We start from the raw sequence: 15,048 nt of genomic DNA, 5'->3' as shown, positions 1-15,048 counted from the left end.
GCTGCAGCTTATTGCTATAGTCGCGCGACTTAAGGTCGCAGTTGGTCTGCTTGGGAGAAACGCCATGGCCAGAATTGATGTGCAACGCCCCCATTCGCTCGGTCGCGAGGTCGCCCGGGAAAAAGCCGAGCAATTGGCTGAGCGCCTGGCCCGCGAGTACGCCGTGCGCTACAGCTGGAACGGCGACACCCTGGAGTTCAAGCGCAGCGGTGCCGATGGACGTATCGAGGTCGGCGAGGATCGGGTGCGCGTGCAACTCAACCTCGGCCTGCTGCTGTCTGCCATGAGCGGCAGCATCAAGCGGGAAATCGAAGAGGTGCTGGATAAGAGCCTAAAGGCCTGAGAAGGCTGTGAAAACGCTCGCGTACTAGTGAGCTGTCGTTGCGCAACCGCGGAGGCTCGGCTGGTTTTTTTGAGACTAGTATGTGGTTTCTAATTTTCCTCGCTACCGTGCACTCAAGCCTGCATTCCGTGGGCGTTTCCTCAAACCACTGCGCGTGAGGTGCACCATGTCGAAAGTTGCCGTGAAGAAAATTGAAGTCGAAGATAAAGCCACCGTGCTGACCGATGTCAAAGGCTATGCCCGCAAGATCTGGCTGGCTGGCCTGGGTGCCTATGCCAAGGCCGGGCAGGAAGGCTTCGAGTATTTCAAGGAGCTGGTCAAGAGCGGCGAAGGCGTCGAAGAGCAAGGCAAGAAGCTGGTCAGCGAGCAGGTCGAGGCGGCCAACAGCCAGATCGACCAGGTCAAGAACAACGTGACCGGCAACGTCAACAGCGTCAAAGGTAAAGTCGAAGTGCAGCTCGATAAAATCGAGAAGGCGTTCGACGCCCGCGTGGCCAGTGCGCTCAACCGTATCGGCATCCCGTCGAGGCAGGACGTTACTGCGCTCTCTGCTAAGCTTGATGAGTTGAGCGCGTTGCTCGAGCAAGTCGCGCGTACCAAATAAGGAGAACAGCATGGCCGTCAAAAAGAAAACCGAAAAGCAGACCAGTTCCTGGATCGGCGAAGTTGAAAAATACTCGCGTCAGATCTGGTTGGCAGGCCTGGGGGCATACTCCAAGGTCAGCAAGGACGGCACCAAGCTGTTCGATACACTGGTCAAAGATGGCGAAAAAGCCGAGAAACTGGCCAAGAGCGAAGTCGAGAAGCAAGTCGATGTGGTGAAGTCCACGGTCGAGTCGAAAGTGGGCAGCACCAAGTCCAGGGTCGACGAGGTCAAGGACCGGGCGATCGGCAAGTGGGGCGAATTGGAAGAAGCGTTCGACAAGCGTCTGAACAACGCCATTTCGCGTCTCGGCGTACCGAGCCGCAATGAAGTGAAGGCGCTCAACGCCAAGGTCGACAGCCTGACCAAGCAGATCGAGCAGCTGACCGGTGTTTCGGTCAAATCGGTCAAGCCAGCCGCCAAACCGGCAGCAAAAGCCGCCGCCAAACCTGTGGTCAAAGCTGCTGCAAAACCTGCGGCCAAAGCTGCTGCCAAGCCGGCCGCTAAAGCCGCCGCCAAACCTGCGGCCAAGGCAGTCGCTAAACCTGCCGCTAAACCGGCCGCCAAGGCTGCTGCAAAGCCAGTGGCCAGACCGGCAGTGAAAAGCGCTGCTAAACCTGCGGTCAAGCCAGCTGCTGCACCAGTTGCAGCTGAGCCGGCGGCAACACCTGCGCCTGCTCCGACGCCTGTAGTCGCTTCAGTAACACCGACCAGCCAGTCCTAAAGGCCCGCTGTCGTAAACGCAAACGCCCGGCCCTTGGCCGGGCGTTTGCGTTTCTGCGTCGCGATCAGGCGGTATTTCGCTCAGGTCTCCAGGTAGCGTTGCGCCAAATGCTCGGCAGCGAAGCGTGATTCGCTGATCAGGTGCGGGGCCACCAGCATCATCACCTGATAGACCACCAGACGGCTTTCGCCTTCGCGGCCGATGATGCGCTGATAGTCGAGGGAGAACAGCAGCGTCAGGGTGATCTGCTCGACCAGTTGGCCGAGGGATTGGGTATCGCTGACCAGCTGGTTTTCCGCCTTCAGTCGCGCCAGTAGCGATGCCAGGGTGCGTTTCAATGCGTTCAGCCAGTTACGGATACCGCGGGCCAGCTTTGGCAGGCGCCCGGCCAGGTTGGACAGATCCTGGAACAGGAAGCGGTAGTGCGCCAGGCGCTCCACGATCAGGTGCAGGAACAGCCAGTAGTCCTCGACATCCAGGCGTACGTCATCGGGCGGGTTGAGCAGTGGCGCCAGTTCCGCCTGGAAACGCTCGAACAGGCCGAGAATCAGCGGTTCCTTGCCATGGAAGTGGTAGTACAGATTGCCCGGACTGATCCCCAGTTCATTGGCGATTTCCAGGATGGAGACGTTCGGTTCGCCTTGCTGGTTGAACAGCATCAGCGCGCATTCGAGGATACGATCGCGGGTTTTCATCCGGTCTTCTTGTGCTGACAGGGGAGGCTGGAAGATAACCGGCCGAAGGTGGCTTCGGCCAGTGCTCGGTAGCGTGTGCGACTAGCGCACATGCACGTAGGTGCCGGGCGCCGCCTCCATCGCCGGGTAGTGCGCGTTGCCCAGGGTCATCAGCGTCTTGCGTTGCTCGCCGGCGTGCTCCTGGATCCAGTTCAGCCACTGTGGCCACCAGCTACCATCGTGCTTCTGGGCGTCATGGTACCAGGCGCGCGGGTCGCCGCTGAGCTTGCCGCTCTCGAGGTAGTTGGCCTTGGGGTTGCCCGGCGGATTGAGGATGCTCTGGATGTGCCCGCTGTTGGACAGGATGAAGCGCTTGTCGCCGCCGATCAGCAGGCTCGAGCGGTACACCGCGTCCCAGGGGGTGATGTGGTCGTTGATGCCGGCGACGTTGAAGCTGTCGACCGTGACCTTGCGCAGGTCGACCGGAGTGCCGCAGATTTCCAGGCCGCCGGCACGGATCAGCGGATTGTGTTGGAAGAAGTCGATCAGGTCGCCATGCAGGGCGGCGGGCAGGCGGGTACTGTCATTATTCCAGTAGAGAATGTCGAAGGCCGGCGGCTGCTTGCCGAGCAGGTAGTTGTTGATCCAGTAGTTCCAGATCAGGTCGTTGGGGCGCATCCAGGCGAACACCCTGGCCATGTCGCGACCGTCCAGTACGCCTTGCTGGTAGGAGCGGCGCTTGGCCGCTTCCAGGGTTTTTTCATCGGCGAAGAGCATGGCCGGGCTGTCCAGTTGGCTGTCCAGCAGGCTGACCAGATAGGTGGCGCTGGCGACTTTGCGCAGCTGCCGCTTGGCTTGCAGGTGCCCCTGCAAGGCGGCGATAGTCAGGCCGCCAGCGCAGGCGCCGAGCAAGTTGACGTCCTTGCTGGTGGTGATCGCCCGACAGACATCGATGGCCTCCTCGACCGCCTGCACATAGCTCGACAGGCCCCACTCGCGATGACGTGCGTCCGGGTTGCGCCAGCTCACCACGAACACCTGAAGGCCGTTCTTCAGGGCGTACTGGACGAAGCTCTTGTCGGGCGACAGGTCGAAGATGTAGTACTTGTTGATCTGCGGCGGCACGATCAGCAGCGGTCGCGCGTACTGCTTCTCGCTCATCGGCTTGTACTGGATCAGCTCCAGCAGTTCATTGCGGAACACCACCGCACCGGGCGTGGCGGCCAGGCTGCGGCCGACTTCGAAGGCATGCTTGTTGACCTGGCTGGGCAGGCCGTCGTTGTGCAGCAGGTCGTCGAGCAGGTGGCCCATACCTTTGATTACGCTGCTGCCGCCACTGTTGAACAGTTCCTTGAGTGCCAATGGGTTGAGCAGGGTGTTGGTGGGGGACAGGGCATCGCCGAGGATGCTGACGACGAAGCGCGCACGGGTGCGATCGTCGGCGCTCATGTCGCTTTCCTCTATCCAGTTGTCCAGCTGATGCTGCCAGGCCAGATAGGCCTGCAGGCTGCGCCGGTAAAACGGATTGAGTTGCCAGGTCGGATCGGCAAAGCGCGCATCCTTCGGGTTGACCTTGTGCGGCGTGTCGCCGAGCAGGACGCGCCCCAACTGTCCGCCCAGGGCCAGTGCGTGACGGGCGCTGTGAACCGGCTGACGCAAGCCCTGCAAGGCCAGGCTGCGTAGGGTGGACAACATGTCTCTGGCTCGTAGACCAGCGACCGCGCTCTGGGCGTTCATCGAGCCGGCCGGAGCCGGAAGGTTGCGTGTCGAAGGTTGTTTGCGCATTGGGCGACACTCCAAAACTATCCGTGATCAGGGAGCAGTACAGCAAGGCTTGTACCAAGAGGCTGCGGGTTCGCCGTCTAGACTAGCCCAACCTGTTTCCAGGCATGTGACGGCGTGGCAACCAAGCGCCAGAACCCTCGGCTCCGCACCAAGATGGGGAGGCCCTGCATCGTGCGTGCCCCTCTCGGCTCTGTGAGCGTGAACCTATTGGGCTCGATGGGCGAGGGTTATTTGCCTGCTGCTCTGCGATCGTGAAAATTCCGGCTGCTGCCGCGAGATCGGGCCCGGGCGTTGCATAACGCCAGCAGCGACTCGAGTCTTTCGCGGAATACCCCCTCCGCTTTTCGCGTAGTGCAATCATGCCGCGGGCGTCCGTTAGGCGAGCATTTTTCATAGCCTCTCGGTGTGGGTCAGTTCTGGCGAGCAGGTACGGGCTGAGGGTGCATCACTGCCGGTTGGCGTTCTTCGGCGAGGAACTTCATGATCAGCGGCGCCACTACGCCGGCGCGGGTCACCAGGAACAGGTGGCCATCGTCGATTACATGCAGATCGGAATTCGGAATACGCCAGGCCAGCAGGCGCATGTTGATCAGCGGGATCAACGGGTCGTCGTCGCCGGCCAGCACCAGGGTCGGTTGGCGGATTTTGTGCAGCCAGTGGATGCTGGTCCAGCCAAGGCCGGCGAAAAGCTGCCAGTAGTAGCCCATCTTGCCGCCCGAGCGCACCTTGCTGGCATGTGCCAGGGCCAGCTTGGGGTCGCGGCGGAAGGCGCCACCATAGATGTCCGGAGCGATCTGCACGCCATAGGACGGCTGCACATAGCGCCGCGGGCTGGCCATGCGCCAGAGCACTTTGGGCTTGCCCGGCACCATCACCGCGCCGGCCGAGGTGGCCGCCAGCACCAGCTTCTTGCAGCGTTCCGGGTAGTCATGGGCGAACTGTTGTGCCAGGGCGCCGCCCCAGGATACGCCGATCACATTGACCTGGCCGTAGTCCAGGTAATCGAGCATGCGTGCTGCCAGTTTGGCCAGTCCAGGGAAGCGGAACGGGGTGCTGGGAGTCGAGGAACCACCGACTCCGGGCACATCGAAGGCGATCACTTCGAGATCGCTGTCGAGCGCTCGAACGAAGGGCATGACCAGTTCCAGGTTGGCGCCGATACCATTGAAAATCAGCAGCGGCGCCATCTTTCCACTACCGGGACGAACGGCGGTACGGATGGTTTGACCATCCAGGTCAATGGTGCGGAATATAAATGGTAACGACATGCGCGCAAGCCCTATGAGTGAAAACACTGGGTGAGACCGTCCCGGTCACTCCCAGAACAAACCTGGTCGCCTGCTTGGCGGATGTGCCGGTTGGGCGAACGGCACTTCCAGGTGCCGCGGGCAGTGGTGCGCAGGGCGCAGTCGATCAACGTTCGTGTACGTAGGTTCCAGGTGCTGGCTCGCCAGGCGGGAACTGTTTGTTGCCCAGTTTGGTTGGCGCTTTTTTGCTGGGGCCGGAGCGCTCGGTCAGCCACTTCTGCCAGTGCAGCCACCAGGAGTCGGTGTGTTTGGTTGCACTTGCCTGCCAGTCTTTCGGCTCGAAGGGCATTTCCGTGTTGGTCATGTAGCGCGACTTGGGATTGCCCGGCGGGTTGAGGATGCTCTGGATATGCCCGCTGCTGGACAGGACGAACTCGCATTTACCGCCGAACAGGTGTATCGACCTGTAGCACGCCTCCCAGGGGGTGATGTGATCGGTGGTGCCAGCGAGGCAAAAGACGTCGCAGGTGACCTGTTTGAGGTCAATCGGCGTGCCGCAGACTTCCAGCGCGCCGGGACGGATCAACGGGTTGGTCTTGAACATGTCGATGAACTCGCCGTGCAGCGCTGCCGGCAGGCGGGTGGTGTCGTTGTTCCAGTGGAGGATGTCGAACACCGGCGGTTCGTTGCCGAGCAGGTAGTTGTTGACCCAGTAGTTCCAGATCAGGTCGTTGGGGCGCATCCAGGCGAACACCTTGGCCATGTCGCTGCCCTCGATGACGCCGGCCTGGTAGGAGCGGCGCTTGGCCATCTCCAAGGTGTTCTCATCGGCGAACAGCGCGACCTGGGTGTCCAGTTTGTTGTCCAGCACGCTGACCAGCAGGGTCAGGGCATGAACCTTGTGCTCGCCAAGCGCCGCATAGTGGCCGAGCAGCGAGGCGGTGGTCATGCCGCCGGAGCAGGCACCGAGCATGTTGATGTCTTTGCTGCCGGTGATCGCGATGACCGCATCGATGGCTTCCTTGAGCGCTTCGATATAGCTCGACAGGCCCCACGCGCGGTGTGCCTTGGTCGGGTTGCGCCAACTGACCACGAAGGTCTGCACGCCGCTACGCAGCAGGAAGCGCGCCAGGCTCTTCTCTGGCGACAGGTCGAACACATAGAACTTGTTGATCTGCGGTGGCACCACCAGCAACGGGCGCTCGTGCACCTGTTCGGTGATCGGACTGTACTGGATCAGCTCCAGCACTTGATTGCGGAACACTACTGCGCCTTCGGTGGTCGCCAGGGTCTTGCCGACCTCGAAGGCCTTCATGTCGACCTGGCTGGGCATGCCGCCGTTATTGACAATGTCCTTGGCCAGGTGCGACAGGCCATCGAGCAGGCTCTTGCCGCCGGTCTCGAAGAAACGCTTGACCGCAGCCGGGTTGGCCATGCTATTGCTCGGCGCCATGGCGTCGATCATCAGGTTGATAACGAAGTGGCCGCGGCTGGCGTCCTGCTCCGACAGATTGCTGTGCTCGACCCAGTCATGCAGTTCCCTGCGCCAGGCCAGGTAGGTTTGTAGATAGCGCTTGTACAGCGGATTCTGGCTCCAGGCCGGGTCGGCGAAACGGCGGTCGCCACTCTCGGGCTGCAGCTCGGACGTGCCAAGCAGGACGTTCTTCAGCTCCACGGCGAAATGAGCGACGTGTTTGGCGCTGTGAAACGGTTGCCGGATGGCCTGGGTGAGCACCGTGCGTGCCGACGTCAGCAGGTCCTTGCTCTGGATGCCGACGATCGGGTTCAGGCCGAGAGTGTTCTCTGAAGCTTGGCGTTTCAGATCATCATTGCTTTTTTCAGACATCTACGACGCTCCATTGTCCTGAGACGAATACCGGCGTGTTGCTGGGCAAGGCGACACGGGACGAGGGCCGGGTATTGCTCGGGTTACCGGGGGCGGAACTGATCCGCTTCTCAATCTATGCACCTGGCCTGGCCAAATGCAGGGAACCTGCCAGTTCCTTGGTTACCCGAGTTTGTTGATTTGCGCAAGCTTGCCGCGATACGGGCAAATGCGTGGTGAGTATGCCGAGATAGATTAGAAAGTGCGCTCTAACCTCGGCGAGGGACGGGCTTGAGTGTGGGGCCGACCGCCCGTTGCAGGCGGCTGGAACTGCTGGAGAGGCTCTGGCTCGCCGGCTGACCTAGAGCATCAGCTTGACCACGAATTCGTCGGGGTCGCGGGATTTTCCGGCAGCGGCGAGCGCGGCCAGGTAGTCGGCCCATAAACGATCCTTATGAGTGGCCAGTTCATACAGGTAATCCCAGCTGAACAGCCCGCTGTCGTGGCCATCGTCGAAACAGAGTTTCAGGGCGTAATTGCCGGCCGGCTCGACGCCGCTCAGGGTGACGTGCAGCTTACCGGTCTGCAGGATCGGCTTGCCATGGCCTTGCACTTCCGCCGAGGGCGAGTGCACGCGGAGGAACTCGGCGGTCAGGCTGTAGCTGTCGCTGCCGTACTGCAGCTCCAGGGTTCGCGATGCCTTGTGCAGTTTGACTGCGCTGGGAATGTGCATCATTGATGCCCCGCTGTTGTAGGCGCCCGCTTGCGGTGATCCGGCAAGCGGGCGCCTACAGGTTGGCTGTTGAGTTAAAGAATATAGCGCGAGAGGTCTTCGTCCTGGGCCAGTTCGCCGAGGTGGCCATTGACGTAGTCGGCGTCGATGCGGATCGGCTTCTCGTCATGCTGGGCCGCCAGGTCGCCGGCGCTGAACGACACCTCTTCGAGCAGACGCTCGAGCAGGGTATGCAGGCGGCGTGCGCCGATATTCTCGGTCTTCTCGTTGACCTGCCAGGCGATCTCGGCGAGACGCTTGATGCCGTCTGCGGCGAACTCGATTTTCAGACCCTCGGTGTTGAGCAGGGCAATGTACTGTTCGGTCAGCGAGGCATGCGGTTCGGTGAGGATGCGCTCGAAGTCTTCCGGCGACAGTGCTTTGAGTTCGACGCGGATCGGCAGGCGGCCCTGCAGTTCCGGCACCAGGTCGCTGGGCTTGCTCAGGTGGAAAGCGCCGGAGGCGATGAACAGGATGTGGTCGGTCTTGACCATGCCCAGTTTGGTGTTGACTGTGCAGCCTTCGATCAGCGGCAGCAGGTCGCGCTGCACGCCTTCGCGGGAGACGTCGGCGCCGCCGACATTGCCACGCTTGGCGACCTTGTCGATCTCGTCGATGAAGACGATGCCGTTCTGTTCCACGGCCTCGAGGGCGCGGGCTTTCAGCTCTTCCTCGTTGACCAGGCGCGCGGCTTCTTCGTCGCGCACCAGCTTCAGCGCTTCCTTGACCTTGAGTGTGCGGCTCTTCTTCTTGCCCTTGCCCATGTTGGAGAACAGGTTTTGCAACTGACTGGTCATCTCTTCCATGCCCGGCGGGGTCATGATCTCGATGCCGGCCGGACTGTCGGCCACCTCGATGTCAATGTCCTTGTCATCCAGCTGACCTTCGCGCAGGCGCTTGCGGAACAGTTGGCGGGTATTGGAGTCGCCGCTCGGTGCCGGATCTTCATTGAAGCCGGCACGCGGTGGTGGCAGCAGTGCATCGAGGATGCGTTCTTCGGCGGCGTCTTCGGCGCGGTGGCGGACTTTGACGATTTCCTGCTCGCGGAGCATTTTTACCGCGGCATCGGCCAGGTCACGAATGATCGACTCGACATCGCGACCAACGTAGCCGACTTCGGTGAACTTGGTCGCTTCGACCTTGATGAAGGGGGCGCCGGCCAGTTTGGCCAGGCGTCGGGCGATTTCGGTCTTGCCGACACCGGTCGGGCCGATCATCAGGATGTTCTTTGGCGTCACTTCAGCGCGCAACTCCAGCGGTAGCTGCATGCGCCGCCAGCGGTTGCGCAGGGCGATGGCCACGGCACGCTTGGCGTCGTCCTGGCCGATGATGTGGCGGTTGAGTTCGTGCACGATCTCGCGGGGCGTCATGGACATAACAGGCGGCTCCGAACGGAAGTCGGCTCAGATGGCCGAGTCCAGTTCCTCAATGGTCAGATTCTGATTGGTAAAGACACAGATGGACGCGGCAATGTTCAACGCCTTTTCCGCGATTTCGTGGGCCGACATCTGCTCGGTGTTCTCCAGCAAGGCCATGGCCGCCGCCTGGGCGAAACCGCCGCCGGAGCCCATGGCGATCAGGCCGTGCTCCGGCTCCACCACGTCGCCATTGCCGGTGATGATCAGCGAGGCGTCTTTGTTGGCCACCGCGAGCATGGCTTCCAGGCGGCTCAGCGAACGGTCGGTGCGCCAGTCCTTGGCCAGTTCGACGGCGGCGCGCACCAGGTGGCCCTGGTGTTTTTCCAGTTTGCCTTCGAAGCGTTCGAACAGGGTGAAGGCATCCGCGGTGGCGCCGGCAAAACCGGCCAATACCTGGCCGTGATAGAGGCGACGAACCTTTTTCGCATTGCCTTTCATCACGGTGTTGCCGAGGGAAACCTGGCCGTCGCCGCCCATGACGACTTTGCCGTGGCGGCGTACTGAAACGATGGTGGTCAAGGGGGAGTCTCCACGCAGCGGGGCGAAAATGCCCAATGCAGATTCAAATGGGGGGGCGCGCGCTACTTTTCAACCGAAGGCCGATGATTCTCGACCAAACGGCATGCTCGCGGCTGTAACAGCAGATTGCCGATACAGGGCATGCGCGCTGAGCGCTTGTGAAAAACGCTCGCGGCGACGCTCGATATTTTCACCGGCCCTTAGGCACGGCCTCGGCCGGCTCCTGGCGGGCCGGTCGAGGTGAGCCTCAGCGGCTCTGCCGTTGCTGCAGAAGCAGATTGCTGAAGCCGTTGGTGGACAGGGTTTTCTGCGAGACCGCGAGTTGCTCGCGGTCGGCGAAGGGGCCGACCAGCACGCGGTACCAGGTCTCCTCACGTACCCTGCCGGACTCCACGCGCACATCCTGGCCGAGCAGGGTGATCTGCGCACGCACGCTTTCCGCATCGTCCTTGCGCCGGAAGGAGCCGGCCTGGAGGAAAAACTGGGTGCTGAGTGGCGCCTGGGCCATAGGGGCAGGCGGGGTAACGGGTGGTGCGGGCGGTGGTGTTTCGCCGTTGAGTGCGGCCAGAGCGCGCGCGGCGTCGATTTTCGCCGCTTGTTCCGGCGTCACCGCTGGTTGTGCGGGCGCAGGCGGCGGTAGGGCGTCCGGCGGCACTATGACTTCCGACTCGGGCAGCAGGGTGTAGAAGTCGTACTTGGGCTTGCTCGGCTGCTGCGCCTGCGTGGCAGATTTTTGCTTTGCCTGGCTGCTGGCGCGCGCGGTCTCGGCCTTGTTGCGTTTGACCGCATCGCCACCTGGCTGCAGGTTCATCAGCAACATGACGAACACGCCGACGACCAGGCCGCAGGCCAGCCAGATCCAGCCTGGTACGGGTTTCTTCGCCGGTGCCTTGTAGCGGCTGGCGCCGCGTTTGGCTGGGGGCTTCTTGCGCGCGGCCACTTACATGCGCTCCAGGGTTTCCAGGCCGAGCAGCTCAAGGCCCTGCTTGAGCGTGCGGCCGGTCAGTGCGGCCAGGCGCAGGCGGCTCTGCTGGCTTGCCTGGTCCTCGGCGCTGAGAATCGGGCAATGTTCGTAGAAGCTGGAGAACAACCCGGCCACATCGTACAGATAGGCACAGAGCAGGTGCGGTACGCCTTTGTCGGCGACGTTATTCAGCACTTCGCCGAATTGCGCCAGTTTGCCGGCCAGAGCCAACTCCTGTTCGGCCTCGAGGGCGATCTGCCCCTCGATGCTGCTGTTGCCCAGTTTGCGGAACACGCTGGCCACCCGGGTGTAGGCGTACAGCAGGTATGGGGCGGTGTTGCCCTCGAAGCTGAGCATCTGCTCGAAGTTGAAGCTGTAGTCGCTGGTGCGGTGCTTGGACAGGTCGGCGTACTTCACTGCGCCGATGCCGACGGCGTGGGCGATGCTGCGCAGCTCGCTTTCAGCCAGCTCCGGGTTCTTGCCCTTGACCAGGCTGTAGGCGCGTTCTTCGGCCTCGTCGAGCAGGTCGATCAGTTTGACCGTGCCGCCGTCGCGGGTCTTGAACGGGCGGCCGTCGGCACCGTTCATGGTGCCGAAGCCCATGTGCTCGAGCTGCATGCCCGGGTGGACGAAGCCGGCGCGGCGCGCCACTTCGAAGGCCATCTGGAAGTGCAGGGCCTGGCGCTGGTCGACGAAATACAGCGCGCGATCGGCCTTGAGCACCTGGCTGCGGTAACGCATGGCGGCCAGGTCGGTGGTCGCGTAGAGGTAGCCGCCGCCGGCCTTCTGCACGATCACCGGCAGCGGGTTGCCTTCGGCGTTCTTGAACTCGTCCAGGAACACGCACTGGGCGCCATTGCTTTCGCTGAGCAGGCCCTTGTCGCGCAGGGCGTCGATGATGCCTGGCAGTTCGGCGTTGTAGGCACTTTCGCCCTTGACGTCGGCCGGGGTCAGTTTGACGCCCAGGCGATCATAGGCCTGCTGGCAGTGCGACAGGGAAATCTCGTTGAAGCGGTGCCACAGGCGCAGGCACTCGGCTTCGCCGGCTTGCAGCTGGACCACCAGTTCACGGGCGCGTTCGGCGAACTCGGGTGAGTCGTCGAAGCACTTCTTCGCCGCGCGGTAGAAGCCTTCCAGATCGGCCAGCTCGCTCTCGGCGGCGGCCGGGTTGGCTTCCATAAAGGCCAGCAGCATGCCGAACTGGGTGCCCCAGTCGCCGACGTGGTTCTGCCGGATCACCCGGTCGCCGAGAAACTCCAGCACCCGCGCCACGGCGTCGCCAATGATGGTCGAGCGCAGGTGGCCGACGTGCATTTCCTTGGCCAGGTTCGGCGAGGACAGGTCGACCACCACGGTCTGCGGTTTGCCGGCCTTGCGCACGCCGAGTCGGCTATCGTCCAGCAGGGCGTCGAGGCGACCGGCCAGGGCCTGGCTGTTCTGGTAGAAGTTGAGGAAGCCGGGGCCGGCGATCTCGACCTTGCTGATCCGTTCATCGCCGGGCAGCGCGGCGATCAGCTTCTCGGCCAGGTCGCGCGGCTTCAAGCCGGCCGGCTTGGCCAACATCAGGGCGATATTGCTGGCGAAATCACCATGGCTCTTGTCCTTGGTGTTCTCCACCTGGATCGCCGGGCTCAGGCCCTCGGGCAACACGCCTTCGGTTGTCAGGCGGGTCAGGGCTTGCTGGATCAGGTGGCGAATGCTGTCTTTCATGGTCTGCTCGGTCGGCCGTTGTCGGCGGCGGCGCGCGAAGGCGCTGGTGGAAAATCAGGCATTATCGGCGCCCGGAGGGCGCAGCTTCAAGCGGCACGTCATAAGCGGCAAGTAAAAGCGTGCGTTGGTTGCTCGAACGCTCATGCTGATTCGTTATCAGTTTTCAGCTGTTTTCCTAGAACAAATCGATCGGGTCGACATCCAGTGACCAGCGCACCGCGCGCCCACCGGGCATCTGCTCCAGTGCCAGCATCCAGGTGCTGAGCAGACGGTGCAGCGGCGCGCGGGCGTTGGCTTGCACCAGCAGTTGGGCGCGGTAACGGCCGGCGCGGCGTTCCATTGGTGCCGGTACCGGGCCGAGCAGTTCGATGCCGCTTAGCTTGAGTTCGTTCACCAACAGTTCGGCTTCGCTGCAGGCCTCGTCGAGAAAACCTTCGGCCTGTCCCGGTTTGTGCGCTTCGGCGCGCAGCAGGGCCAGGTGGCAGAACGGTGGCAGGCCGGCGCTGCGGCGTTCACTGAGGGCCTGTTCGGCGAAGGCGAAGTAACCCTGTTCGGTCAGTTGTACCAACAACGGATGGTCGGCCAGATGGCTCTGGATGATCACCTTGCCCGGTTCCTCGGCACGGCCTGCGCGACCGGCGACCTGGACGATCAGCTGGGCCATGCGCTCGCTGGCGCGAAAGTCGGCGGAAAACAGCCCGCCGTCGGCATCGAGAATCGCCACCAGGGTCACGCGGGGGAAGTGGTGGCCCTTGGCGAGCATCTGGGTGCCGACCAGAATGCACGGCTCACCGCGCTGCACGGTGTTGTACAGGGTGGTCATGGCCTCCTTGCGCGAGGTGCTGTCGCGGTCCACGCGCAATACCGGAACCTGTGGGAAGAGAATGCCCAGACGCTCTTCGGCGCGCTCGGTGCCGGCGCCGACTGGGCGCAGGTCGACGTTGTTGCATGTCGGGCAGTTGCTCGGCTGCCGCTCGACATGTCCGCAGTGGTGGCAGCGCAACTCGCCGGAGCGCTGGTGCACGGTCATTCGCGCGTCGCACCGCGGGCATTCCGACAGCCAGCCGCAGTCGTGACAGAGCAGGGTCGGGGCGAAACCGCGACGGTTGAGAAACACCAGTACCTGCTGGCCGGCTGCCAGGGTCTGGGCGATGGCTTGCTGCATGGGTGCGGAGATGCCGGAGTCGAGTGGCCGGCTCTTCACGTCCAGGCGCAAGAAGCGCGGTTGCTGGGCGCCACCGGCGCGCTGGTGCAGGTGCAGCATGGCGTAACGACCGCTGCGGGCGTTGTGCAGACTTTCCATGGAGGGCGTGGCCGAGCCGAGCAGGATCGGAATGTTTTCCTGGTGCGCCCGCACCACGGCCAGGTCGCGGGCGTGGTAGCGCAGGCCCTCCTGCTGCTTGTAGGAGGCGTCATGCTCTTCATCGATGATGATCAGCCCGGGGCGCTGCATCGGGGTGAACAGCGCCGAGCGAGTGCCGATGATGATGTCGGCCTCGCCGTCACGGGCGGCCAGCCAGGCATCCAGGCGCTCGCGGTCGTTGACCCCGGAATGCAGCAGGGCGATCCGCGCGTTGAAGCGCCGTTCGAAACGCGCCAGCGTCTGCGGGCCGAGGTTGATCTCGGGGATCAGGACCAGGGCCTGCTTGCCGGCTTCCAGGGTCTCGCGGATCAGCTGCAGGTAGACCTCGGTCTTGCCGCTGCCGGTCACCCCGGCGAGCAGGAAGGCATTGAAATGGCCGAAGCCGCTGCGAATGGCTTCGGTTGCCGCGCGCTGCTCCGGGTTCAGGGGCAGTTCCGGTTCCGCCAGCCAGTTGAGGTGGCGTTCGCTGGCGGCATGTCGGCGTATCTCGATGCGCACCAGGCCCTTCTCGCGCAGCAGTCCCAGGCTTTCCTTGTTCAGTTGCAACTGGCCAAGCAGCTGATGAGCGACGCCGTGGGGGTGTTGGGCGATGGTTCGCAGGGCCTCGCGCTGCCGCGGTGCACGGGCCAGGCGCGGGTCATCCAGTTGGGCGCCTTCGGCCAGGTGCCAGAAACGCTCCTGGCGAACTTCCGCCGGCTCGCCCTGGCGCAGCAATACCGGCAGCGCCCAACTGAGGGTGTCGCCCAGGCTGTGCTGGTAATACTGCGCCGTCCACAGGCACAGTTTGAACAGCGCCGGCGGCAGCGGTGACTGGGCATCGAGCAGTTGCAGGGCAGGTTTGAGCTTGCCTGCGGGAACCTCGCTGTGATCCGTCACCTCGATCAGAATGCCGATCAGCTCGCGCCGGCCAAAGGGCACGCGCAGTCGTGCGCCCGGCTGCAGGGCGCTGCGCGGTACACCGGGCGGTGCACGGTAGTCGAACAGGCGGCGCAGCGGCGAGGGCAGAGCAATGCGCAGAATGGCGTCGGGCACGCGGTGGGCTCCAGGCAGAAGGGCGCGAT

General features: G+C 63.1%; 12 protein-coding genes and 1 pseudogene. 3 read left to right on the top strand and 10 right to left on the bottom strand.

What is annotated here, in order from left to right:
* Positions 1–64 precede the first annotated feature (64 nt).
* The 3 genes and pseudogenes from R3355_RS03520 to R3355_RS03510 form a co-directional block, all read left to right on the top strand.
* Positions 65–343 carry a polyhydroxyalkanoic acid system family protein gene (locus tag R3355_RS03520; RefSeq protein WP_318960072.1) on the top strand — a complete coding sequence of 93 codons (279 nt, stop codon included), beginning with the start codon at positions 65–67 and terminating at the stop codon, positions 341–343.
* A 166-nt stretch (positions 344–509) separates the two neighbouring features.
* Positions 510–947 carry a phasin family protein gene (locus R3355_RS03515; RefSeq protein WP_318948825.1) on the top strand — a complete coding sequence of 146 codons (438 nt, stop codon included), beginning with the start codon at positions 510–512 and terminating at the stop codon, positions 945–947.
* 10 nt (positions 948–957) lie between these two features.
* Positions 958–1,665: pseudogene (locus R3355_RS03510) on the top strand (phasin family protein); the annotation flags it as partial.
* A gap of 125 nt (positions 1,666–1,790) precedes the next feature.
* On the opposite strand, the gene R3355_RS03505 reads toward R3355_RS03510, so the two are convergent.
* The 10 genes from R3355_RS03505 to R3355_RS03460 form a co-directional block, all read right to left on the bottom strand.
* Positions 1,791–2,405, bottom strand: coding sequence for a TetR/AcrR family transcriptional regulator (locus R3355_RS03505; RefSeq protein ID WP_318948823.1), 615 nt, complete (start codon positions 2,403–2,405; stop codon positions 1,791–1,793).
* Positions 2,406–2,486: 81 nt separating this feature from the next.
* Positions 2,487–4,169, bottom strand: coding sequence for a class II poly(R)-hydroxyalkanoic acid synthase (gene phaC / locus R3355_RS03500; protein WP_318960070.1), 1,683 nt, complete (start codon positions 4,167–4,169; stop codon positions 2,487–2,489).
* A 410-nt stretch (positions 4,170–4,579) separates the two neighbouring features.
* The gene (gene phaZ / locus R3355_RS03495; protein WP_318948821.1) at positions 4,580–5,437 is read right to left on the bottom strand and encodes a poly(3-hydroxyalkanoate) depolymerase; all 858 of its coding nucleotides are present in this window, start codon (positions 5,435–5,437) and stop codon (positions 4,580–4,582) included.
* A 145-nt stretch (positions 5,438–5,582) separates the two neighbouring features.
* Positions 5,583–7,262, bottom strand: a complete 1,680-nt coding sequence (phaC, locus tag R3355_RS03490; protein ID WP_318960069.1) for a class II poly(R)-hydroxyalkanoic acid synthase — start codon at positions 7,260–7,262, stop codon at positions 5,583–5,585.
* A gap of 340 nt (positions 7,263–7,602) precedes the next feature.
* On the bottom strand, positions 7,603–7,974 hold the full coding sequence (locus R3355_RS03485; protein WP_318948848.1) for a DUF971 domain-containing protein: 372 nt from the start codon (positions 7,972–7,974) through the stop codon (positions 7,603–7,605).
* Between the two features lie 74 nt (positions 7,975–8,048).
* A complete protein-coding gene (gene hslU / locus R3355_RS03480) occupies positions 8,049–9,389 on the bottom strand; it encodes an ATP-dependent protease ATPase subunit HslU (RefSeq protein ID WP_318960068.1) in 1,341 nt (446 codons plus the stop codon).
* Between the two features lie 27 nt (positions 9,390–9,416).
* The gene (gene hslV / locus R3355_RS03475) at positions 9,417–9,950 is read right to left on the bottom strand and encodes an ATP-dependent protease subunit HslV (protein ID WP_318946851.1); all 534 of its coding nucleotides are present in this window, start codon (positions 9,948–9,950) and stop codon (positions 9,417–9,419) included.
* A 247-nt stretch (positions 9,951–10,197) separates the two neighbouring features.
* A complete protein-coding gene (locus R3355_RS03470; RefSeq protein ID WP_318946853.1) occupies positions 10,198–10,890 on the bottom strand; it encodes an SPOR domain-containing protein in 693 nt (230 codons plus the stop codon).
* A complete protein-coding gene (gene argS, locus R3355_RS03465) occupies positions 10,891–12,624 on the bottom strand; it encodes an arginine--tRNA ligase (RefSeq protein WP_318960067.1) in 1,734 nt (577 codons plus the stop codon).
* A 175-nt stretch (positions 12,625–12,799) separates the two neighbouring features.
* A complete protein-coding gene (locus R3355_RS03460) occupies positions 12,800–15,019 on the bottom strand; it encodes a primosomal protein N' (RefSeq protein WP_318960066.1) in 2,220 nt (739 codons plus the stop codon).
* Positions 15,020–15,048: the final 29 nt, after the last annotated feature.

The organism is Pseudomonas sp. (assembly GCF_033723075.1).
GTDB lineage: Bacteria > Pseudomonadota > Gammaproteobacteria > Pseudomonadales > Pseudomonadaceae > Aquipseudomonas.
This window is presented reverse-complemented; position numbering and strand designations above follow the sequence as displayed.

Coding starts and splice junctions, on each gene's coding strand:
- R3355_RS03520 (WP_318960072.1), top strand. CDS start 65: ATGGCCAGAATTGATGTGCAACGCCCCCATTCGCTCGGTCGCGAGGTC.
- R3355_RS03515 (WP_318948825.1), top strand. CDS start 510: ATGTCGAAAGTTGCCGTGAAGAAAATTGAAGTCGAAGATAAAGCCACC.
- R3355_RS03505 (WP_318948823.1), bottom strand. CDS start 2,405: ATGAAAACCCGCGATCGTATCCTCGAATGCGCGCTGATGCTGTTCAAC.
- phaC (WP_318960070.1), bottom strand. CDS start 4,169: ATGCGCAAACAACCTTCGACACGCAACCTTCCGGCTCCGGCCGGCTCG.
- phaZ (WP_318948821.1), bottom strand. CDS start 5,437: ATGTCGTTACCATTTATATTCCGCACCATTGACCTGGATGGTCAAACC.
- phaC (WP_318960069.1), bottom strand. CDS start 7,262: ATGTCTGAAAAAAGCAATGATGATCTGAAACGCCAAGCTTCAGAGAAC.
- R3355_RS03485 (WP_318948848.1), bottom strand. CDS start 7,974: ATGCACATTCCCAGCGCAGTCAAACTGCACAAGGCATCGCGAACCCTG.
- hslU (WP_318960068.1), bottom strand. CDS start 9,389: ATGTCCATGACGCCCCGCGAGATCGTGCACGAACTCAACCGCCACATC.
- argS (WP_318960067.1), bottom strand. CDS start 12,624: ATGAAAGACAGCATTCGCCACCTGATCCAGCAAGCCCTGACCCGCCTG.